General features: G+C 38.5%; 24 protein-coding genes and 1 riboswitch. Of the genes, 12 read left to right on the plus strand and 12 right to left on the minus strand.

The features are described from left to right. Positions 1 to 72: 72 nt before the first annotated feature. Positions 73 to 1,050 (minus strand): transcriptional regulator EbgR, encoded by a 978-nt coding sequence (gene ebgR, locus ACJZU6_RS07955; RefSeq protein WP_080157695.1) that lies wholly within the window; start codon positions 1,048 to 1,050, stop codon positions 73 to 75. Positions 1,051 to 1,395: 345 nt separating this feature from the next. On the opposite strand from ebgR, the gene ACJZU6_RS07960 reads away from it, so the two are divergent. From ACJZU6_RS07960 to galM, 3 genes are all read left to right on the plus strand, one after another. After that, positions 1,396 to 2,457, plus strand: a complete 1,062-nt coding sequence (locus tag ACJZU6_RS07960; RefSeq protein WP_408900030.1) for a UDP-glucose--hexose-1-phosphate uridylyltransferase — start codon at positions 1,396 to 1,398, stop codon at positions 2,455 to 2,457. Positions 2,458 to 2,520: 63 nt separating this feature from the next. Next, positions 2,521 to 3,711: a galactokinase gene (gene galK / locus ACJZU6_RS07965; RefSeq protein ID WP_080157693.1), complete on the plus strand. Its 1,191-nt coding sequence runs from the start codon at positions 2,521 to 2,523 to the stop codon at positions 3,709 to 3,711. A gap of 16 nt (positions 3,712 to 3,727) precedes the next feature. Continuing rightward, entirely contained in the window at positions 3,728 to 4,816 is a 1,089-nt protein-coding gene (gene galM, locus ACJZU6_RS07970; protein WP_408900031.1) for a galactose-1-epimerase, read from the plus strand. A 76-nt stretch (positions 4,817 to 4,892) separates the two neighbouring features. Here the strand turns inward: galM and ACJZU6_RS07975 are convergent, their stop codons facing one another. Next, positions 4,893 to 5,411 carry a shikimate kinase gene (locus tag ACJZU6_RS07975; protein ID WP_080157691.1) on the minus strand — a complete coding sequence of 173 codons (519 nt, stop codon included), beginning with the start codon at positions 5,409 to 5,411 and terminating at the stop codon, positions 4,893 to 4,895. Between the two features lie 234 nt (positions 5,412 to 5,645). Here ACJZU6_RS07975 and ACJZU6_RS07980 point away from each other — a divergent pair, with 234 nt between their 5' ends. Further along, the gene (locus tag ACJZU6_RS07980) at positions 5,646 to 6,002 is read left to right on the plus strand and encodes a DsrE/DsrF/TusD sulfur relay family protein (protein WP_080157690.1); all 357 of its coding nucleotides are present in this window, start codon (positions 5,646 to 5,648) and stop codon (positions 6,000 to 6,002) included. Positions 6,003 to 6,090: 88 nt separating this feature from the next. On the opposite strand, the gene ACJZU6_RS07985 is transcribed toward ACJZU6_RS07980, so the two are convergent. Continuing rightward, positions 6,091 to 7,119 (minus strand): substrate-binding domain-containing protein, encoded by a 1,029-nt coding sequence (locus ACJZU6_RS07985; protein ID WP_408900032.1) that lies wholly within the window; start codon positions 7,117 to 7,119, stop codon positions 6,091 to 6,093. Positions 7,120 to 7,317: 198 nt separating this feature from the next. On the opposite strand from ACJZU6_RS07985, the gene ACJZU6_RS07990 reads away from it, so the two are divergent. The 7 genes from ACJZU6_RS07990 (at position 7,318) to ACJZU6_RS08020 (ending at position 12,395) form a co-directional block, all read left to right on the plus strand. Continuing rightward, positions 7,318 to 7,650, plus strand: a complete 333-nt coding sequence (locus tag ACJZU6_RS07990; RefSeq protein WP_080174853.1) for a tRNA-binding protein — start codon at positions 7,318 to 7,320, stop codon at positions 7,648 to 7,650. A gap of 234 nt (positions 7,651 to 7,884) precedes the next feature. After that, a complete protein-coding gene (locus ACJZU6_RS07995) occupies positions 7,885 to 8,454 on the plus strand; it encodes a sugar O-acetyltransferase (RefSeq protein WP_408900033.1) in 570 nt (189 codons plus the stop codon). A gap of 110 nt (positions 8,455 to 8,564) precedes the next feature. Continuing rightward, positions 8,565 to 9,572 carry a transposase gene (locus ACJZU6_RS08000; protein WP_408900034.1) on the plus strand — a complete coding sequence of 336 codons (1,008 nt, stop codon included), beginning with the start codon at positions 8,565 to 8,567 and terminating at the stop codon, positions 9,570 to 9,572. A 328-nt stretch (positions 9,573 to 9,900) separates the two neighbouring features. Next, positions 9,901 to 10,371: an Sbal_3080 family lipoprotein gene (locus tag ACJZU6_RS08005; RefSeq protein ID WP_408900035.1), complete on the plus strand. Its 471-nt coding sequence runs from the start codon at positions 9,901 to 9,903 to the stop codon at positions 10,369 to 10,371. Positions 10,372 to 10,599: 228 nt separating this feature from the next. Beyond that, on the plus strand, positions 10,600 to 10,941 hold the full coding sequence (locus ACJZU6_RS08010) for a 5-carboxymethyl-2-hydroxymuconate Delta-isomerase (protein WP_408900036.1): 342 nt from the start codon (positions 10,600 to 10,602) through the stop codon (positions 10,939 to 10,941). Between the two features lie 91 nt (positions 10,942 to 11,032). After that, entirely contained in the window at positions 11,033 to 11,431 is a 399-nt protein-coding gene (locus ACJZU6_RS08015) for a cystatin domain-containing protein (protein ID WP_080157683.1), read from the plus strand. A 313-nt stretch (positions 11,432 to 11,744) separates the two neighbouring features. Then, on the plus strand, positions 11,745 to 12,395 hold the full coding sequence (locus ACJZU6_RS08020) for a Qnr family pentapeptide repeat protein (RefSeq protein WP_080157682.1): 651 nt from the start codon (positions 11,745 to 11,747) through the stop codon (positions 12,393 to 12,395). A gap of 66 nt (positions 12,396 to 12,461) precedes the next feature. On the opposite strand, the gene ACJZU6_RS08025 is transcribed toward ACJZU6_RS08020, so the two are convergent. From ACJZU6_RS08025 to ACJZU6_RS08050, 6 genes are all read right to left on the minus strand, one after another. Next, positions 12,462 to 12,902, minus strand: coding sequence for a VOC family protein (locus ACJZU6_RS08025; protein WP_080157681.1), 441 nt, complete (start codon positions 12,900 to 12,902; stop codon positions 12,462 to 12,464). Positions 12,903 to 13,002: 100 nt separating this feature from the next. Then, positions 13,003 to 14,592: a Na+/H+ antiporter NhaC family protein gene (locus ACJZU6_RS08030; protein ID WP_408900037.1), complete on the minus strand. Its 1,590-nt coding sequence runs from the start codon at positions 14,590 to 14,592 to the stop codon at positions 13,003 to 13,005. A gap of 83 nt (positions 14,593 to 14,675) precedes the next feature. Further along, positions 14,676 to 14,850: riboswitch (Lysine riboswitch) on the minus strand. Between the two features lie 151 nt (positions 14,851 to 15,001). Continuing rightward, on the minus strand, positions 15,002 to 17,188 hold the full coding sequence (ccoP, locus tag ACJZU6_RS08035) for a cytochrome-c oxidase, cbb3-type subunit III (RefSeq protein WP_408900038.1): 2,187 nt from the start codon (positions 17,186 to 17,188) through the stop codon (positions 15,002 to 15,004). Further along, on the minus strand, positions 17,185 to 17,793 hold the full coding sequence (gene ccoO / locus ACJZU6_RS08040; protein ID WP_107276968.1) for a cytochrome-c oxidase, cbb3-type subunit II: 609 nt from the start codon (positions 17,791 to 17,793) through the stop codon (positions 17,185 to 17,187). The genes ccoP and ccoO overlap by 4 nt, the downstream gene beginning before the upstream one ends. Continuing rightward, positions 17,786 to 19,204 (minus strand): cytochrome-c oxidase, cbb3-type subunit I, encoded by a 1,419-nt coding sequence (gene ccoN, locus ACJZU6_RS08045; RefSeq protein ID WP_327771152.1) that lies wholly within the window; start codon positions 19,202 to 19,204, stop codon positions 17,786 to 17,788. The genes ccoO and ccoN overlap by 8 nt, the downstream gene beginning before the upstream one ends. An 81-nt stretch (positions 19,205 to 19,285) precedes the next feature. Next, positions 19,286 to 19,648, minus strand: coding sequence for a c-type cytochrome (locus ACJZU6_RS08050; protein WP_408900039.1), 363 nt, complete (start codon positions 19,646 to 19,648; stop codon positions 19,286 to 19,288). Positions 19,649 to 20,114: 466 nt separating this feature from the next. Between ACJZU6_RS08050 and ACJZU6_RS08055 the strand changes: the two genes are divergently transcribed. After that, the gene (locus ACJZU6_RS08055) at positions 20,115 to 20,354 is read left to right on the plus strand and encodes a hypothetical protein (RefSeq protein ID WP_080157676.1); all 240 of its coding nucleotides are present in this window, start codon (positions 20,115 to 20,117) and stop codon (positions 20,352 to 20,354) included. A 102-nt stretch (positions 20,355 to 20,456) separates the two neighbouring features. On the opposite strand, the gene artM is transcribed toward ACJZU6_RS08055, so the two are convergent. Genes artM through ACJZU6_RS08070 form a run of 3 tightly spaced genes read right to left on the minus strand, consistent with a single transcriptional unit; the run spans position 20,457 to position 22,567 of the window. Beyond that, positions 20,457 to 21,128 carry an arginine ABC transporter permease ArtM gene (gene artM / locus ACJZU6_RS08060; protein ID WP_080157675.1) on the minus strand — a complete coding sequence of 224 codons (672 nt, stop codon included), beginning with the start codon at positions 21,126 to 21,128 and terminating at the stop codon, positions 20,457 to 20,459. Next, a complete protein-coding gene (gene artQ, locus ACJZU6_RS08065) occupies positions 21,125 to 21,829 on the minus strand; it encodes an arginine ABC transporter permease ArtQ (protein WP_408900040.1) in 705 nt (234 codons plus the stop codon). Before artQ ends, artM begins: the two co-directional genes overlap by 4 nt. A gap of 3 nt (positions 21,830 to 21,832) precedes the next feature. After that, on the minus strand, positions 21,833 to 22,567 hold the full coding sequence (locus ACJZU6_RS08070) for a lysine/arginine/ornithine ABC transporter substrate-binding protein (protein WP_080157673.1): 735 nt from the start codon (positions 22,565 to 22,567) through the stop codon (positions 21,833 to 21,835). Positions 22,568 to 22,584: the final 17 nt, after the last annotated feature.

The raw sequence follows: 22,584 nt of genomic DNA on the forward strand, positions 1-22,584 counted from the left end.
AGTCTATGAATTAAAAGATAAAAAAAAACGACAAGTAAATTGTCGTTTTTTATTTTTTATCAATTGGTTATATTATTTTTTGGTTGTCTCGCGTAAAATGAGTTGGCTTGGAACAAAGACTCGTAAGGGAATGGTCCGACCGTCACGACTGCGCTCTAATAATAGATTAACGCCTTGAGAGCCCATCAGTTCTGAGTGAATTCTAAAGGTTGATAACGGTGGATAAGTAAACTTCGCGGTTGGAATGTCATTGACACTGATTACGCTAATATCATTAGGAATATTGAGTCCGCTTTCATGTATCGCACGTAATACACCAATAGCGATTGAGTCTGATGCGACAAACAAAGCGCTTGGGTGATTATTGGCAAGCATCTGTTTAGCTAATGAATACCCAGATTGACTACTAAAATCACCGCGATAAATATCATTATCAGATACAACGCCTTTAAATTTGCCATATTCAGTAAAAATTAATTCACGAATATCATATTTATCAGGGTTATCTTGACCACCAATAAATCCAATTCGCTGATAACCTTGCTGAGTAAAGTGGTTAATGACTTCTTTACTGATCCGTTCTAAATCAATATCAATACAATCAATATCAAGTTGGTGATCGGTGTAATCAATATAAACCGTGTTACTCGAAAGGGTACGAGCTGCGGCAAGGTTGTCTTCGCTTACTTGTCCTATTAGTAATATGCCATCCACGGTTTTAGGCGCAGCGGCAATATTACATTCATAAATATTAGTTAGTTTAATACCGAGTTTATCGCATTGGGTATCAATGCCATGTCGAATAGCGAGGTAGTAGGGATCATCAACTTCAATATCTTGTTTGTAATTATACAAGGCAAGGAAATGTAAGGTGTTTTTTTTGGCTGTTTTTCGAGATTGACTGGTAGTGTATTCAAGCTGTTCAGCAATTTCAAAGATTTTGCGCTTAGTCTCATCTTTTACGCTTAGGGTTGGATCATCATTTAATACTCGAGAGACCGTCGCTAACGAGACACCAGCTTTGGTTGCTATTTGTTTTAATGTTGCCATTTGTCCTCCGGCAATCCCTGCAACCTAAATCATGTTTGCTGTGCGTTTAAGGGACATGTGATTATATTTTATAGAATTATACTATTTATTTTTAGTAAAAAACGCGAATAATTTAGTATCTATTATTGAATATTTTATCACCGAGATCGGAATTGGTGGATAGAGAAGTTTAAAGTATTGAGTGATTTGATGCAGATAAGCAATAACGATAATCTTATCCTGTGATGATTAGCACGTATTATTCTTTTAATGGAAACGTTTACACAATGTGTCATTGATCACGGAAGTTAGCCTGAAATCACTTTAGACTTTTTAGCATTAAATAATCACAAGAGCTGAATTATTATGTCTGAATGTTTTGATCCGATTGACCATCCTCATCGTCGTTATAATCCGTTAACAGGGCAGTGGGTGCTAGTTTCACCACACCGCGCTAAGCGTCCGTGGCAAGGTGCTGATGAGCAGCCACAACCGGAATTGAATGTTGCTTATGACGGTTCTTGTTTTTTATGTCCAACCAATACCCGTGTGTCAGGTGATAAAAACCCCGATTACACTGGCACTTATGTTTTTAGTAATGATCATGCTGCATTAACTGCCGATACGCCAAGTGCTCCTGAAAACAGTAATCCATTATTTCGTTGCCAAAGTGCCCGTGGTTTAAGCCGTGTTATTTGTTTTTCACCTAATCACAGTAAAACGCTGCCGCAATTATCAGTTGGTGCAATTCGTAAAGTGGTTGATACGTGGAATGAGCAAATTGAAGAGCTAGGTAAAGATTACGTTTGGGTACAAGCGTTTGAAAATAAAGGCTCAGTAATGGGATGTTCACAACCACATCCCCATGGTCAAATTTGGGCAAATAGCTTTTTACCGAATGAAATTAGCCGTAAAGATACTTTATTACGTGAATATTATGCACAACATGGCACTAACTTATTAGTTGATTACATTAATAGTGAGCTAGAAGACGGCTCTCGTACTGTGGTTGAAACTGAGCATTGGTTAGCAGTGGTGCCTTATTGGGCGGCATGGCCATTTGAAACCATGTTATTACCTAAAACCCATATTCGTCGAATGGATGAGTTAACTCAAGCCCAGCGTGATGATTTGGCGCTAGCGATTAAAAAATTAACCAGCCGTTACGATAATCTTTTTAAATGTTCATTCCCTTATTCAATGGGATGGCATTACGCTCCTTTCTTTGAATCTGATGTTAATTTTAGTGATACCTCAACCGATCATTGGCAGCTACATGCGCTGTTTTATCCACCATTATTGCGTTCTGCAACAGTGAAAAAATTTATGGTGGGTTATGAAATGTTGGCTGAAAGTCAACGTGATTTAACCGCAGAACAAGCGGCTGAAAAATTACGCGCCGTAAGTGATGTGCACTATTTAGATTAAGTGCTGAATAGCACGAATAAAAATATGTTTCTTGATAATCTTTGGTAATAGTAGGTAAAAATAATGACAACGAATCGTACTCAACACCTTATTGATAATGTATCAGCTGTTTTCTCATCAGTATTAGGCTATGTCGCCAGCCATATTATTCAAGCGCCTGGGCGTGTAAATCTTATTGGTGAGCATACCGATTATAACGATGGTTTTGTGCTTCCTTGTGCGATTGATTATCAAGCCATCGTGGCTGCTGCACGTCGTGACGATAATATCGTGCGTGTGGTGGCGGTTGATTACAATAATGAAATGAACGAGTTTGATATTAGTCAACCGTTAGAATTTGACCAGCAATGCATGTGGGTAAACTATGTTCGTGGTGTGATTAAATGTCTGCTTGAGCGAGGCTATGTTCTTGGTGGCGCCGATATTGTTATCAGTGGTAATGTTCCACAAGGTGCAGGTTTAAGTTCATCAGCAGCGCTTGAAGTCGTCATTGGTCAAACATTTAAAGCATTATTTGGTCTTACTATTAGTCAGCAAGAAATTGCACTCAATGGCCAGCAAGCAGAAAATCAGTTTGTTGGTTGTAATTGCGGCATTATGGATCAATTAATTTCAGCTGAAGGTGAGCAAAACCACGCACTATTAATTGATTGTCGTTCGCTAGAGACAACTGCTGTTGCGATGCCTGAAGATATGGCGGTGGTAATCATTAACTCAAATAAGAAACGTGGTTTAGTCGATAGTGAATACAACACGCGTCGTGCACAGTGTGAACAAGCTGCTGCCTTCTTTGGTGTACCAGCCTTGCGTGATGTGACATTAGCGACGTTTATCGCGCGTGAAACAGAGCTTGATCCTATGGTTGCTAAACGTGCTCGTCATGTGATCACTGAAAACATGCGAACGGAACAAGCCGCTATTGCGTTAAGTAATGGCAATATGGTGTTATTGGCTGAGCTAATGGCAGAGTCACATGCATCAATGCGGGATGATTTTGAGATTACTGTGTCTGAGATTGATACGCTGGTTGATATGGTGAAAGGTGTTATTGGCGATCAAGGTGGCGTACGTATGACCGGCGGTGGTTTTGGCGGTTGTATTGTGGCACTGGTACCGCCAACATTTGTTGATGCTATTACCGCTGAAGTGAATGCGAAATATCAGGCTGCAACAGGCTTACAAGCAACTATTTATGTGTGTAAAGCTATGGCGGGCGCTGGTGTTATCAGTGAACAAAACTTAGCAATAGCGTAATTTAAGGCGATTGAATATGTTAACTCATTTACCTCAACACGCTATTACCTTACATCAATCCATGACTGTTGATATGGCAACTGATGGGTTACCTGCAAAACTGATCACCCTTGTTAATCAACGCGGTATGTCAGTTACGTTAATGGATATTGGTGCTACATGGCTTAGTTGTTGTGTACCTATCATCGTGGATCACCAAACCCAATACCGAGAAGTGTTGTTAGGGGTAAGTACCTTGAATGACTTTTATCAGCAGCAAGCCTATTTAGGCGCAACCGTTGGGCGTTATGCTAACCGTATTGCTGCAGGTAAATTTAACTTAGACGGTGAAGATTACCAACTATCAATTAATCAAAATGGCAATTGTTTGCATGGCGGCGAAAGTGGTTTTAGTCATCGTCGCTGGCAGATGCAGCAAGTGAATGCCACCGAAGTGCAATTTAGTTTGTTATCTGCGGATGGTGATATGGGTTTTCCGGGGAATTTACAGGTCATTGTTACTTATACTCTGACTGAAAATAACGAATTAAATATTCGATACAATGCTGAAACCGATAAGCCCACCGTGGTTAACCTTACCAATCATGGCTATTTTAATTTGCTCGGGGCTGATAATGGCAAAGATTGCTTATCACATCAGTTAATGATCAATGCTGATCATTATTTACCGACGGATTCAAGCGGGATCCCGCAGGATGAATTTAAGAGGGTTGAAGCAACAAGTTTTGATTTTCGCGAGCCAAAATTGATAAATCAAGATTGGTTAGTGGATAATGATCAACGGCAAGCCAAAGGGTATGATCATGCGTTTATATTACGCTCTGATGTGCATCGTGCCATCACTGCTTGTGCAACGGTCATTGCTGCTGATCATTCATTAACGATGGATGTATTAACCACTAAACCGGCAATGCAATTATACACAGGCAATTTTTTAGCTGGGTGCCCTAATCGAGTTGGAGGAGAGTATGCTGATTACAGTGGTTTTGCGTTAGAAACCCAATTTTTGCCAGATTCACCAAATCACCCACAATGGCCGAATAATAATTCGATACTACGCCCAAATGCGCAGTATCGTCATCTAACTTGTTATCGGTTTCGATAGTCATTAAGTCATTATCAATAACGCTCACAGTGTGAAAACTATATTTAGTTAATACTGTGGGCGTTTTTATTGGTGGTTACTTATTATAAAACGCATTAAGTTGCTGAATAATTTCATCTTTACCATCGATATTGTGTAATTTCTTAACACTATCATCGGGAATTTCAAAAATATGTTTAATCGCCTCAGCACTAGCATTAGAAATACCATTAGTTCGGTATTCTAAGCGTTGGTGAATTAACTTATCTGATGTGGTTACATAAATCAGATCAATATTATCAACATACTGGCGAATGTAATCGCGGTGTTTTTTCTTATATGCCCCTTGAGTGATCACCAGACGTGGATAAATAGCACGATAGTAGTGAATTTTATCAACAATACGGCTAAAAAATTGGTCACGCATTTCTTCTGTAAACGGCTGCTTCTCGGCAATAACCTGACGCATTTCATCCGTAAGATCATCATCTGCATGGTAAACAAACCATTCATGATGAGCGCCAATAACGTCACCGACAAATGATTTTCCTGCACCTGATAAGCCAAACAAAAACAACACTGATGGGGCAGAAGTTAGTTGGAGGCGATGGCTCATTAAATGCTCACTGTAGATGACAATTAGGTTATGGCAATTGCATTTAACATACAATTACACGTTAAGGGCGTTAATGTGCCAAATTATTGCTGCAGTTAAAAGTTTAAAATTACAAAAAATACCGCTAGAGAATAAAAAATAGACATTAGGTGCGGTTTACATTCATAAATGACTACTGACGATGGATTTCATGGTAAAACAGAAGTCGAAAAATCAGATAGGGATAGGAAAACAATGCAAACCATATTGATAATAATTAATGATGCTCCTTATGGAGCTGAGCGTCCGTTTAATGCACTGCGATTGGCCATAAAACTAAATGAACAAGATGCTGAGCCTGTTGCTGTGAAAGTTTTTTTAATGTCTGATGCTGTCACCTGTGCACTAGCAAAACAAGCCCCAACAGAAGGGTATGATATTCAACAAATGGTTGAGATTGTTCTAGCCCAAGGTGGTGAAGTTAAATTGTGTAAAACATGCTGCGCCGCACGCGGATTAACAGCATTACCATTAATTGAAGATGTTGTAATTGCAACATTGGATGATTTAGCAGAGTGGACACTTGCAGCTGATAAAGTGTTTACGTTCTAAAGTAGTGCTGCTAGATAATAGCCGCATCAGTGACAGTGTCACTGATGCGGTTATATAGTGGGCATATAGAAATTCAGTCAAACGAAAATTATTGAGGACTCATTATTGATAAACGTTTGACTAAGGTTGGCACAAACATATGCGTAATACTTGAATCAGATTTTGTGGTATTCGATGTTGATTGTTTTGCCGCCGCCGCTAATTGAAAAGCCAATTGCGTTGCTTGCTCTGCCATGATCTGAATGGGATAGCGGACAGTTGTTAGTTTAGGATGCAGATACTTTGCAATTAAGCCATCGTCAAAGCCAATTAAAGACATCTGATTTGGTACCGTTAAACCATTACCTTCAAGTACAGATAAGCATCCCGCTGCCATATAATCGTTATAAGCCGCAATCGCCGTTATTGGTTGATTTTTGGCGAGTAGGTTAGTCATTGCGATCTCACCACCATCTTCATCTGGTGTGCCATATTCAATATAGCTTTGTGGTGCAGCCAGCTGATGTGCTTGTAACGCATCTAGATAGCCTTGCTTGCGCTGCTCAGTATCTTCAATATCATGATTGGAACAAATATAACCAATATGCTGGTGGCCATGTTTAATTAATAGCTCTGTCGCTAGATATGATCCTCGGTGGTTATCAAGCGCAATACAGCGATCAGCTATCTCAGGAATAAAGCGGTTAATAAGCACCATTCCCGGTACTTCTTGCGCGTAAGCGATTAATTCATCATTAGATAAACTTTTACTGTGAATAATTAACGTATCACAGCGGCTATTGATCAATAGTTCAATAACATCACGCTCACTGTCAGCATTATGGTAGCCATTACCTATCAATAAATGTTTATTGTGTTGGCGAGCAATATTGTCGATCGATTTGATCATCGCGCCAAAGAAAGGATCAGAAACATCACCCACTAACACGCCAATAGTATTGGTTGATTGGCTGACTAACGCACGAGCATTAGCATTGGGACGATAACCCAGCGCCTGCATTGCTTGTGTTACTGCGGTAATAGCAGCTTGACTTGCTTTTGGTGATTTATTGATCACCCTAGATACGGTTGCTACAGATACTTCGGCGAGTTTCGCCACATCTTTGATTGTTGCCATGATCACCTCTTTACTGTTGAAGCTATTAAACTACGCTTGTGTAAATAACGCAATTTAACTGTGTGATATAGCTAACTAATTTGAAATGATATTCTTTGTAAATCAATATTTAATTGGTAGTGTAAACGTTAACATAAAGGGTATATATACCACGATTAATAATGAACTTAATTGAGTATTAAATACAAAGGAGATTCCATGGACACTATTTCGTACGCAGATTTCGCTAAATTAGATATTCGTGTGGGTAAAATTATTGATGTTGTTCGTCATGACAATGCCGATAAATTGTATATTGTTCAAATTGAAGTGGGTGAAACTAAGCTTCAAACCGTCACTAGTTTAGTGCCTTACTACACCGAAGAGCAATTATTGGGTAAGCAAGTGGTAGTACTATGTAATCTAGCCAAAGCCAAGATGCGCGGTGAAACATCAGAGTGCATGTTGTTATGTGCTGAAACGGATGATGAATCTGAAAGCGTGTTATTAACTCCAGAACGTTTAATGGCTACGGGCGTTAAGATTGTTTAATTACTGTTTGTAAATATGTATAGCAACTGTAGTTAGTAAAAATTGAAACTAAACGATAGGAGCCCGATTTTTTGATTACAATCGGGCTTTCAAAGTAAAACATCATCTGATTTATAGTGCTTGTTAGATTATGACGAAGGGGTATGGGCGCGTGCTTAAAAATAAATTTGAGTAAGTTAGCCGTATAATAAGTTGTTAGTTTTTTGGACTGCCTTCAGTAATTTAGGTATATAAATGAAAGTATTGAGTAACAGAGCGAAGAGTCATATTAGTGGAGAACTATATAATCCAGACTCAGAAGGGTTACCTGAAGATAGACTTAAGGCCGCTAAATTATGCCATCAAATAAGCACATGCTTTGAAGTCGATGAAAAAAATCTTTTGAGTCAAAGACTGTTTGGTTGTTCAGATGAGACGACTCAGTTAAACGGTCATTTTTTTTGCGATTATGGCTATAACATAAAAGTCGGTAAAAACTTCTATATGAATACCAACGGTGTCATTTTAGACTGTGGCAAGGTCATTATTGGTGATTATGTAATGATAGGCCCAAATGTTACATTATGCACAGCTGGACACCCACTTGATGCTGCAACTCGCTATACCTACGAAGAGTTTGCTAAACCAATTAATATAGGTAATAAAGTTTGGATTGGCGCTAATGTGGTTGTTTTACCAGGTGTAAGTATTGGCGATGGTGCTGTTGTCGGTGCTGGAAGTGTTGTGACAAAAGACGTACCTGACAATACGGTTGTTGTAGGTAATCCAGCAAGAGTAGTGAAAAAAGGGATCAATGTAGCTTAGGTAAAGATTCGCAGTTAAGTGAAAGAATAAAAGAATAATGGACAGCCATAACCTTGCACATCAACCATGAGCTACTATAGTTAAGCTTCAAGTTGCTTATGGTGGAACGAATGACAATCTCAAGACGGAAATTGATAGAGCCTCAAATTACACCTTTTTATCATGTGATTAATCGCTGTGTACGTCGTGCCTATTTGTGTGGGGATGACCCGTATAACGGTAAAAACTATCAACACCGTCGAGGTTGGATAGTAAATAAAATCAAACAATTAGCAGCTGTGTTTTGTATTGATGTTTGTGCTTATGCTGTAATGAGTAACCATTATCATTTAGTGCTTAAAATAGATACAGAGCAGCAGCAAAAGTTAACTCCAGAAGCGGTAATATCACGCTGGTTACAGCTATTTAATGGTCATCCTATTGCAGTCGAATTTTTAAAAGAGGGTCAAATTGACTCTGATAAACAACAAGCATTATCAAATTTAGTGGCTGAATGGCAACAACGATTAGGCAGTATTAGCTGGTTTATGCGTTGTTTGAATGAAGAAATTGCGCGAAAAGCCAATAAAGAAGATCAATGCAAAGGTGCATTTTGGGAAGGGCGGTTTAAGTCTCAAGCATTACTCGACGAACAAGCGTTATTATCATGCATGATGTACGTTGATTTAAACCCGATAAGGGCGGGCGTTACACCGTCACTAGAGCAATCAGATTTTACCTCAATTCAGCAGCGTATTCGTGAATATAATCAAACGAAAACTCCCTTTAAACCATCCTCATCAAACAAAAGTCATTTCCAATTATTACCCTTTGTTGGCGGAGAACATCAAGCTAAAACCGCAGGGATAAACTTTGCTTTTGCCGATTACCTGGAACTAATTGACTGGACTGGTCGGTGTATTCGAAATGATAAAAAAGGCTTTATTGCACCTAATCAACCCAAGATTTTACAGCAAATGGGAATAACAGCAGATGCTTGGCTTGAGCACAGTGAACAATTTATGGAACATTATGCCAATGTAAGCGGTAGATGGTCCCGAATGTGTGCTTTTAAACAACGTATTGGTGGACATTGGTGTAAAGGAAAGTTAGCGAGTCATCAGTTACACCCTAATTAGACATAGTTTTTATAATCGAATGCAAATACCGCAATAACCGTTAGGATTGTGGGCTTTGTTGATCCTGAAATATAGAAAGAGAATTGATTTAACGGATAATTCAAATAATAAGTCGTTAATCTTAGATTCGAGAGTTTATTGTTAGTGGAATAAATTATTTTTTAAGATCGTTTTTTAAGAACTAAAATATATGGCTGTCCAAGATTAAAGAGATACATTATTTATTTTAATTAAAACAAGTTGCGTATAAGGATAATCTTGTCTAGATCTTTACGGGCTTTAATTGCGGCCTATTTTTAATAATGTATTAATTAATAAGACTTATTAGATGAAAAAAATATTATTACTTTCCACTATTTCTTTAACATTAATTGGTTGTGGTTCACCTCGCTACACAGGTAGTTCTGTGCCAATAACAAATATTAAACCAGAGGTTGTTATTGTTCAGGATAATGATACTCGTGCTGGATTTCTCGATACAATAAAAGTTTGGCTTCAAGATAATAACTATTCGTACATTATTTTCCCTGATAATTCAAAGCATGATTTGAATAAATTAACGATTGAATATGAAGGGCATTGGGGCTGGGATCTTGCTTTGTATTTAAAAGATGCGGAGATAAAAGCATACCAAGGTGGTCAAAGAGTTGGTGATATTAAGTTTAAGGTACCTTACACCGCTAACCCTAATAAATTTGGTAATGCGAGCAAACGAATTGGTTTTATGATGGATACGTTATTTGGTCAAATGACGCCAGCTCAAGCAACAAAGGCTGCGAATTCATCTACTGTAAATTAATACTATAGTTTGTTCGTATATTACAGTCGAAATAAAGATGATTTTTAGCTGTTATTCTCGATTTCGTTTGTAATCTCACAAGGTGATAATTTGGTATTGATCACAAATTAATATATTAGTGATTAAAATCTAATTTGGTGAACTAATATTGGCGATATTAAGCCGTTATGATATTTATTCGGCGCTAGTGTTACAAAATATTAGCTGTACTAAAGAGGGAGTAACAATATGCCACATTGTATCGTGGAATATGCTAAGGATTTAGAAACAGACATTGATTTAACTGAATTAATGACCACCACGCATTTTTCTATTTTTAGTTCAGGTATTTTTGAAGAAGAGGATATAAAAACCCGCCTTATTCCTTATGAAATTTATCGAACGGGAACAACAGTAAAGCCATTTGTGCATATTACGTTACGTATTTTACCCGGCCGTTCTGAACAGCAGAAAGATATGTTATCTGAATTGATATTGCATAATGTCGCATCTATGTTTCATTCTAATATTGCCATTAGTGTGGAGATTGAAGATATTAATCAGCAATCTTATCGGAAATATGTAGTATAAATTTGCAAATTAAGCTTTTTTTTCAATTTTATTTGCAATGAACACTGTTTTTATGTTGTTATAGAGATGTCTACTATAAATAGGAAAAGTCATGAATAAGAAACTTCTGGTTGTTGCTTTGGGTTCATTAGCGTTAGTGGCGTGTAGTGCACAAGATGTCAAAACGACTAACGAGGCAAATATGCAAACGGGCTGTGACTATACTCACGCAATTCCTGGTGGCTGGCAACAAGGTGAAATCACACCTGAAGTAACGGCTGCAGCACAAGCCGCAGTAAAAGACATTGCTGGTGATCATCAGTTAAAAAATGTTATTCATGTTACTCAACAAGTTGTTGCTGGTATGAATTACAACGTTACATTTTCAATCGAAAATCATGACGTTTATACCGCTAAAGTTTTCCGTAGTTTAAAAAACACTTACACTGTTGAATCAGTAAACAAGAAAGTTGGCGCTGCTTCAAATTGTGATGTGCCTAATCATTTATAGCGTGTGGTTATTATTTAACCGCAACCTCTAATGAAAAAACAGCTGCTGCTATTGATTATTGATCAATACCAGCGGCTGTTTTTTTATGTCTATTTATAACCCGCTAATAGCGCCTTTGTTAGGCGTTAATAAAAACAATAAACGTTCATGCATTTTATTTTAAATAACATGACTAGCACCCCTTAAAAACGCGAGATTTAGCTATTTAAGCTAATGTAAAAAAACATTTATTAGTTCACTGTTTTTACTGGTAATTAATGGTTTTTTGTTATTAATATAGGGCTGTTTTTAGACATTAATAGAGTAATAATTGATGCATGTTGCAAAAAAACAATTCGATGGCGAAGTCTTTTCCCATCAAGATTTAAGTGAAGCAACCTTTGAACAATGTCAGTTTTTTCGCTGTGATTTTTCACGTGCAAATTTAACCGATGCTTGTTTTATTGATTGTAGCTTTATTGAAGCAGGAGAGACTGACGGTTGCAGTTTTGCTTATACGAAATTAAAAGATGCCAGTTTTAAAGGTTGTAATTTAGCGATGGCAAATTTTCGTAACGCACAATGCTTTGGTATTGAATTGCACCAATGTAATCTTAAAGGTGCTGATTTCCATTATGCGTCTTTTGCTAATTACATTACGCATAATTCTTTTTTTTGTTCGGCATTTATTTCTGGATGTGATTTGAGCTATGCCAACTTAGAAAGTGTGATGCTTGAAAAATGTGAGCTATTTGAAAACCGTTGGCGTGGCGCTAATTTAATCGGCGTGTCATTTAAAGGTTCTGATTTAAGCCGTGGTGAATTTTCAAGTGAGCAATGGCAACAAGCGATATTTAATGAAGCTAACCTATGCCATGTTGATCTTGATAATGTTGATGTTCGCCGAGTGTCTTTGGAAGGGGCTCAAATTTGTGATTGGCAACAAGAGCAACTATTAGGTAATTTAGGTATCGTTGTTTTATAAATAGTTATGCTAATCAATGATCGCCACAGGAATACGGGATATGCCTGTGGCAGCATTGATTAATGGTTACCATTCACCAATGTTAGCTTGTGAAACCCACGGTTCAGCAGGGGATAACGGCTCACCTTTTTGCAGTAATTCAATTGAAATACCATCAGGCGAACGGACAAAAGCCATATGACCATCACGGGGTGGGCGATTAATCGTCACGCCGCTGTCTTGTAAGTGTTGGCATAATTGATAAATATCATCAACACGAAATGCAAGATGACCAAAATTACGGCCGCCAGTATAGGCTTCAGCATCCCAATTGTAGGTTAATTCTAATAATGGCGATTGTGTTTGAGCCGCCGTTTGTACTTGAGCGGGTGCGGCTAAAAATACTAATGTAAAACGCCCACGTTCACTTTCTTTTCTATTTGTTTCAACTAACCCTAATTTATTGCAGTAAAAGTCCAGTGAGGCATCTAAATCACTGACACGTACCATAGTGTGTAAATATTCCATTACTTCTCTCCTGATCAAAAAAATCCCCGCGGTTTAGTGCTATAGAATAAATCAAATAAGCACGAAAACGAACGGGGATTATCGTTAATAGCGGTTGTTGTTAATGAGTTTGTGTCGCTACAACGAGTTGTTGTTTCTTATCTTGGCGCACATGGTAGACACAACAACCGATGAACCAGACTGAACTTACTGCAATACCGATAATGGTTGAGCCTGTTATACCCATTACAAGGTAGCCAAGGAAAGCACCGAAAGCGACAGTTAATGCGTAAGGTAACTGCGTCATAACGTGATCCATGTGATGACTGCCTGCACCTGTTGCTGACAAAATACTGGTGCTTGAAATCGGTGAACTGTGATCACCAAAGACAGAACCTGCTAATACTGCTGATAGCATAGGCATTAATAAGTTAACATCACTTGCAATCGCCATATCACCTGCCAATGGCAGCATGATACCAAATGTACCCCAACTAGTGCCGGTCGCAAAAGACATACCACATGAAAGTAAGAACACTAATGCAGGCAGTAACTCAACAGGTAGGCCATATTTTGTTAATGATGCTAAGTATTGGCCAGTTTCCATATCGCTGACAACAGTACCAATTGTCCATGCAAATAACAGAATGATAATTGCTGGCATCATCGCTTGAACACCTTGAGGTGCAGCTGTTAACCATGTTTTTAGTGGTAACTTTAAGCGCAGTGCCAACACAATGGATACTACAAGACTACATAATGCGGCATACACTAATGATGAACCGACATCTGTATGCTCGATTGAGCCAATTAAGCTAAATGCCAGACCTTTAGCGGCTAAAACTTCTGCGCCACTGATGATCATAAACACAACGCTAGAAACAGTCAGAGTAAGAATCGGTAAGACCATATCAATCATGGTGCCATTACCTTCACCTTCTGTGGTGATTTCTAGCCCTTTTGGGTGACCTTTTGATTCATCCCAAAGTTGGCCATCACGTGCGCGCTCTTCGTGCTTACGCATTGGACCAATATCAAGTTGGAACGTGATAACCACAAGCACCATTAATAAGGTAAACACAGCATACAGATTCATTGGAATCATCTGTACGAATAATGAAATCGGACTCGTTTCAGTAATATCGTTGGTCACCAAAATACCACCAAGGATCGCAATGATATATGCGCCCCACGATGAAATAGGGGTAATAACACATACCGGTGCTGCGGTTGAATCTAACAGGTAAGCTAATTTTGCACGTGAAATTTGAAAACGGTCAGTTACGGGGCGACAAATAGGTCCAACAGATAAGCTGTGGAAGAAGTCATCAATAAAGAAGGCAAATACCATCATACCCGTTAAGATATTGGCACTGCGACGATCTTTACAGCGACGAACACCCCATTCAGCAAATGCCTTGGTTGCGCCTGTTGCGGTCATTAAGCTAATCAAACCACCGAGTAATAACATAAATAATAACATGTTAACGTTACTGGTATTGATCGCACCATCAGCCCAAACTAAGCCAAGAATTTGATGTAAAAGATATTGTAGTGCTGCGAGTGGGTTGAAATTATTTAGAAGGATTGATCCTGCAACAATGCCCACGCCTAAAGATAACAATACGCGGCGGGTAGTAATTGCAAGAATAACTGCCAGTAGTGCGGGAACTACTGATAATAATGAATCAGAATATTGAACTAAATTCATGGATCTCTTAAACACCTATAATAAGGTGGAGATCTACCGAAAGGATAGAGAAACAGATTTCTTTAGAAATAATACTTCTTATCCCTTAGGGTAGCGCTCCATAGACAACATAACTATGGCAGTTCTGTACTTATTAAATACAGAACCAGCGATTATTGATGACTCAATAATTACTTCGGCGCTGACTCCTTTCTTCGGCTCTCATTGGGGATCTCCCTCCAACCGAATACTTTTAGGCAGCGCGCCTCTACTCAAAGGATTAGTCTTGACTATACCTAGATATTTCTCACAAGCAATAAAAAATAATGCTAAATTGTGTAATAGGTTTAAAATACAGCAGCTCAGCTAACTGATTATAGTTTCAATCAGTTAGCGCATGCTTATTTCGTTATTGTTGCATATTGTTTCGTTATTCAGGAGCCTCATTTATCGGTTGGGTCATATTATGAATATTGCCTGCAAATCCTGCTTTGATAAGATCTTGACGAATTTTAGTTACCTCTTTTTCTGTCACAGGGATATTTCTTCCCCCTAATTTTTGACGTACAAATGTAATTAATTGAGCCAAATCAGCATCATTTAAAACGGTGTTAAAACTACTCATTGGCATAAAATCTATTTCTTGTTCTAAGAAGTTTGGCATTAAGCCTCGAATAGTAACGGCAATAGTGTCATACGGATCTTTATGCATGATGATGCCATTATTAAGCAGTGCTGGTGCAATACCTTCGCGACCTTTACCATCTGGACCATGACAAGCACCACAGGTTTGAATGTACAGCCCATATAATTGTTGATCTTTAGTTTGTTGATCGGCAGAACCTTCAGCTAAATTAGGATTCTGAATGTTTATTTGTGCTGGCGTTAAATCACCAAAGCCTGGTGGTGTAATTTGACCAACCGATTTATCTAATACGTTATATTTGTCGCCTGTAATAAGGTATTCCGCAATAGCACTGACATCTTCACGGGTTAAATAGCGGGTACTGTTTTTTACCACTTCCGCCATACCACCAAATGCGGTGCCTTTTTCGGAATGGCCTGTTTTAAGAAAATCAGTCAGTGAATTTACATCCCAGCGATCTTGATAAAGCTCGGTTGCGGTAATATCAGGTGCCATCCAACCATCAATTAAATTACCTTGAAAGAGCTTATCGGCAATTAACGCTTGAGCAATATTTCGTGGTGTGTGGCACTCAGAACAGTGACCTAAGCTCATGGTTAAATATTTACCTCGACGCCAAGTTTCAGTGCTGTTGGCTGGATATTGTAATGGGTCGGTATCAAGAAATGCGATATTCCAACCTAATAAGCCTAAGCGAATATTACTTGGAAACATCATTTGGTTATCTAAATTACGAGTATTCACATAATCGAGTGATTGCATGTATACCCACAATGCTTTGGTATCAGCATCAGTGATGTATTGATAAGAAGAGTAGGGCATTGCAGGATAAAGATAGCCGTGTTTGCCTTTACCTTTATGCAGAGCATCATAAAACTCAGTATATGTGTAATCACCAATTCCAAATTCAGGGTGCGATGAAATATTAGTGGAATACAATGTACCAAATGGAGTAACAAAACCTAATCCGCCACCAAATAATTCGCCACCTTCACCAGTATGACAAGCAACGCAGTCTCCAGCGTAAGCGAGATATTGTCCTTGAGTAATTTGCTCTTTGTTTAATTGGGCAATTTCGGTTTTACGAACAGTATTTTGATGACGTAGATAGGCGCCTAATGCTTGAATTTCAGCATCAGAAAGTTGCTGGGCAAAGGCTGGCATAACATTATTAAGACCATTGTTTATGGTATGCGTAATGCCCTCAATACTGCCATTATGTAACCAGATATTATCGGTTAAATTGGGTGCACCTAGTAATTGATTGCCTTTTGCATCACTACCGTGACAACTGGTACAGTTTTTATTAAAGACAGTTTTACCTTGCTGTAATGCAAAACTTGATGCTGAAAGAATACGATCAGCTTGTAACGAGGCAATATAAGTGGCGACATGATTGATATCTTCAGCAGATAGAATAGTTTTCCAACCCGCCATAACACCATTACGGCCTTGAGTAATGGAGTGATAAATATCTTTATCTGTACCGCCATAAAGCCACACATCATCAGTTAAGTTAGGAAAGTGGGTTTGACCTTCCGCTTCACTCAAATGACAAGCGGCACAATGGGTTTGAAACAGGGCTTTACCCGTGGTTACTATGGTATCGTCTTGGCTCAATTGCAGATATGAACTGTCGCTGAGTTTTGCTTGTATGATTTGTGCTTTTAAATCAGTCGCATGAGGCTGAGTAGCTTCACTGGTTGATTTCCATGCCATTAAGCCTTGCCAGTTACCAAGTCCAGGGTAAAGCACTAAAAATATAGCAGCGAATAGAAATGCAATGCCATAAGAGAACAATAATAACTTAGGAACAGCAGCATCGTTTTCTTGAATGTTATCAAAACTATCAACTGTTTTATCTTTATCTGCAGTATGATTTTTTCGCCAATAATACACCACGACGATGAGCATAAAAATTAAAAACAGTAAGGTCAATAATGTAACCCAATTGCTCCAGAAAGTGTTCATTGCTGTACTCCCTGCTCGTGTCCTAGACTTTGTAAATAAGCAATCAGTGCCTCAGCTTTGGTATGACCTTTAACGGCAAGGCGTGCTTGTTGTATTTCTTTATCATTATAAGGCACACCTAATATGCGTAATGCTTTGAGTTTTGCTTCTGCATCTTCTCCATCTAGCACCTGTTCAAATAACCAAGGATAGGCGGGCATGATAGAGGTGGGTACAACATCACGTGGATTATTGAGGTGTATAGCATGCCATTGATCAGAGTATTTGCGTCCAAGATTGGTGAGATCAGGGCCGGTACGTTTAGATCCCCATAAATTAGGAAATTCATAAATGTCATCGCTTTCTCGGCTATAGCGGCCATAACGTTTTATTTCTGCATCTAAGGGGCGCACCATCATAGTATGGCAAGTATGACAGCCCTCACTGATGTAGACATCTCGGCCTTCGACTTCTAATGCTGTCAGTGGTTTAGCACTGGATTCTGCAATTAGTTTGTCTTGATAAAAGAATGCGGGTAGCACCCAAACAAGAAAAGAAATACTGGCAACAATGACGGTGGAAATAATTAAGATAAACACCGATTGTGTGAAATCTTTATTAAGCATGTTCATTGATCTCCTCAGTTGAGGATGGGGTTGTTAATGGCTGTTTTAGGGTGCGATAAAGGTTATATATCATTAGTACTAACCCAAATACAAAGCTGACACCACCGATGAAACGCGCCAACATCCATGGTGAGGAAAAGTTCATTGCATCTACAAAACTATAAGTTAAGCTGCCATTTGGCTCTTGTTGTAACCACATATAACCTTGACCAATGCCAGCGATCCACAATGCTACTGCGTAAATAAGAATTCCTATATGTGCAAACCAAAAATGCCATTTAACTAAGCGATTCGACCATAATTGCTGGTGGCCCCAAAGGCGGGGAATAAAATAATAAAAAACCGCAATGGCAGACATGCCCACCCAACCTAGAGCCGCAGAATGCACATGACCGATGATCCAGTCAGTGTTGTGCGCAATCATATTAAACCAACGAATAGCCAGTAATGGGCCTTCAAATGTGGCAAGGGCATAATAGATAATGGCGGAGAAAAAGAACCACATAATGTAATCATGCTTGAGCTTAGGTTTGTTACTGAGTAAGGTCATAATGCTATTAAATGCACCACCCCAAGAGGGGAGCCATAAAATAAGTGACATTACGATCCCAAGATTTTGTAGCCAATCAGGAACAGATGAATAAATAAGATGGTGTGTACCGGCCCATGTATAAAATCCGACTAGGCCCCAAAAGTGAATAATAGACAAACGGTAAGAGTAGATTGGGCGGTCGGATATTTTAGGAATGAAGTAGTAGTTCATTCCAATAATACCAGCGGTCAGAAGGAAGCCAACGGCATTATGCCCCCACCACCATTGTACGATTGCATCTTCAGCGCCAGAATAAATTGAATATGATTTCCAGAAGGTTACGGGCAATTCAAGATTATTGACGATAAAAATCATCGCAATAACTAAAATAAAAGCGCCATAAAACCAGTTGGCGACAAATATATGTGCCACGGTTCTTTTGGTGATGGTGCCAAAAAATAAAATGGCATACAGAACCCAAACAACTGCAATTAAAATATCAATTGGCCATTCAAGTTCGGCATATTCTTTTGAGGTAGTAAAACCAAGTGGTAGCGTAATAACAGCAAGGATTAATATAAGTTGCCAACCATAGTAAACAAACCAAGACAGGCAGTGGTTAAATAATGGCACTTTACAGGTTCGTTGAACGATATAAAGCGAAGTACCCATTAAAATATTCACCACAAAACCAAAAATAACCCCGTTGGTATGTAATGGTCGTAGGCGACCGAATTGAAAATACTCTGAGTTTAAATTGAGCGCGGGCCAATAAAGTTGTCCTGCAAGAATAACGCCTATCGTCATGGCTATTAGTCCCCAGATAACACTAGTAACCATGAAGTATTTAACAACTTTATAATTGTATTGAATATCCATTCTTAAAACCTTTGACTGTGTTATTTGTCAAAAAACAATTTGTTAAATTAATCGCGCTATGTTGCTATTGATATATGGTTACTAATTATTATCGTTTGTAGATTTTGATTTAACGTGATTAAAATAATACGCAATATCTAGCATATCTTGTTCACTTAATACGTCAGCCTGTGCATGCATAAGAATGGCTAACCCGTCATTACGTTGACGTAATTTATAGGCTTTCAATGCTGCGACAAAATACGTTTGTTTTTGGCCTTGAAGATTAGGGTAGGTATCAATGGTAGAAATGCCATCAACACCATGACACGTCATACATACCACTGATTTTTCTTTGCCTTGCAAATACTGTGTTTCCGTATTGGATTCTGTGGCTGTAACGGCTATCGAACAAAGGAAGGTGCAAGTTGTGAATATGAATCTAACGAATGAATGTTGTGTCATAGTCGATACTCTATTTTATCATTATGATCGTGTATTAACGGTGGCGTAATTAAATCTTGTTATTTAAAGATAGAGTAAAAGGTGCTTTTTTGAGGAGGAGATCGTGTGATTTTTCGAGCCGCATTTCTTAAAGATAGGAATAATGACGTTCTATTTTAGTTATGGTTGTTTTAATTATAAATTATAATTTCAGGCGGTCTTCTTAATAAACAGTTGGTTAGTTGTATATCAATCAAGAGAATGGAGTTTGAAATAAGTGGTGGATATTAACTATGAGCTACAATGTAAATAAGCGATGATTATGATTATTTATATATTAGATGGTTATTGGTTATTGGTTATATGGTTATTAGTTATATAATGCAGCTATTATTATAACGAGTTAACAAATATGAAACTATTTAATGGTATTTAGTATCATAATCTAATATTTTATAGGTGTTTATAAAAAATAAGGATGTTTACTATGAACTTCTTCTTCCGTTCAAAAAAGAAGGCTGCAAAAGTAACAACAGCATTACAAGCAAAGGAAAGGCTTGTAAGTGAGATTACCCGCCACAGAACATCACGACATTTACAATTGATGAAAGAAGAGTTAAGTGCGTTGTTAGCGCAATTCTCTCATATTAAAGAGAATAAAATTGACGTAGTTGAGAACACAAAATCCCAATTAGTTTTAAAAATCAATGCCAAACTAAGTCATTAAATTATGATAAATATTATTGTATTTAGTAATTAAAAAGCCGACATTATATCGGCTTTTTAATCGAGGTAATATGCCGCTATTATTGAGCTACTATACTCAATCTTAACGTGCAGCTTCAAACGCAAGCGCTTTTTTCTCAAACACTCGAAACAGTAATGTCAGTAAACCATTAACCGCAAGATAGAATGCTCCCGCCACAGCAAAGACCGTCAAAGTATCATAAGTTTGTGCGTTAATACGTTGTGCATAACCCATAATATCCATAATCGTAATCGTGCTGGCAAGTGATGTGCCTTTAAATACTAAGATCACTTCGTTTGAATAAGCAGGCACTGCACGACGAATAGCAAAAGGCAGTAATACCCCCAATGTTGCTTTAGTATTCATACCAAGAGCGCGACAAGCATGCCATTGACCTTGAGGTATGGCATCAAAAGCCCCTTTAAATAGCTGGGTACTATAAGCTGCCGTATTTAAAGCCAATGCCAGCATGGCACAAAACCAAGGTTGGCTTAACCAATCCCATACGAAGCTTTGACGAATAACTTCAAATTGTCCTGGGCCATAATAGACTAAAAATATTTGTACTAATAATGGCGTTCCCGTAAAGAGGGTGATAATACCGCGGCTGATCCAGTGAAGAATTGGGGTACGTAATATCAAACTTGCCGTCATTAATAACGCCAAACTACAACCGACCAATAAAGAGGCTGCGGTTAACTCAAGGCTGGTAATTAGCCCTTGTACCATTAGCCAAAAATTTTGTTCATTCATGCGGTTGCTCCTTGGCTTTTATGGGTTTGAGTACTAGAGCCATCTTGCTCGCTGAATTTCTTTTCAATTATTTTAATCAGACGTTGCGTGATTAAGGTAATAATTAAATACACCGCTGCAGCCGTGGCATACCACGTAAAGCTTTCATGCGTTGCTGCTGATGCTAATTGGGCTTGCTTTAATAAATCAGTAACACCAATTAACGAAACAAGTGCGGTGTCTTTTAATAATACCAACCATTGATTAGTCAAACCGGGCAACGCATGACGCACTGTTTGCGGCAAAATAATGCTGAAAAAAGTACGTTGTTTACTTATTCCAAGTGCCGTTGCTGCTTCGCGTTGACCTTTGGGAACAGCTTTAAGTGCTCCTCGTATCGTTTGAGCGGCATAAGAAGCAAAGATAAGTGATAATGCAATGACACCAGATAAAAAGGGGCTGATCTCAATGAATTCGCCAGTGACATAAAAAATAATTTCGCCCGAACCAAAAAAGATAAAAAGTACAACTAATAGTTCAGGCAGACCACGGAGGATAGTCACGATAAATGTTGTTGGCCACGCGATAGCACGATATCGTGACATTTCGCCGCCTGCAAATAACATCGCTAAAACTAACCCTACCGCTAAACTGACAAAAGCAAGCTGGATTGTTATCCAGCTAGCCTCTAGCAGGGATTGTGAATATCCCGTTAATATCATAACTTACTTACCAAAATACTGTTCAAAGATTGCTTGGTACTGGCCATTTGCTTTAATGGCTGCCAGCGCTTTATTTAATTGTTCTACTAATGCTTGGTTGTTTTTATTTACTGCAATGCCAAAACCATTACCGAAATATTTCGCATTGGTAACCGGCTTACCGACATAAGACAGTTTGTCGCCGTTGTCTTTCTTAAACCATTCAGCCACAACAGCAGTATCACCAAATACAGAATCAATACGGCCATTTTGCATATCAATAAATGCATCTTGGTAACTGGTATAAGGTACCGCTGTTACGTCAGGCATTTGATCGGTGATATAGCTCTGGTGTGTTGAACCATTTTGTACACCTACACGCTTACCTGTTAGGGCTGCTTGATCAGCAACATGGTCTTTTAATGATACAAACGCAGCGGCATTGTCATAATAGGTATTACTAAAACTGACTTGTTGTTGACGTGCCTCGGTAATATCCATTGCTGAAATTGCAGCATCATAACGTTTGAATTTTAGCGCAGGAATTAGACTATCAAACGCTTGATTATGGAACGTACAGGTTGCTTTCATTTCTGAACACAAGGCTTTAGCAATATCAATATCAAAACCTTGAATTTGATTGTTCGCATCCATGTATTCAAATGGTGCATAAGTCGCTTCTGTTGCAAATTTAAGATCTTGTGCCATGACATGACCAGATGCTAAGCCAATTATTGCCGCTAATAACATTTTTTTCATCGCTATACTCCATGCGG

This window comes from Photobacterium piscicola (assembly GCF_046058925.1).
In the GTDB taxonomy this organism is placed as follows: Bacteria; Pseudomonadota; Gammaproteobacteria; order Enterobacterales; family Vibrionaceae; genus Photobacterium; species Photobacterium piscicola.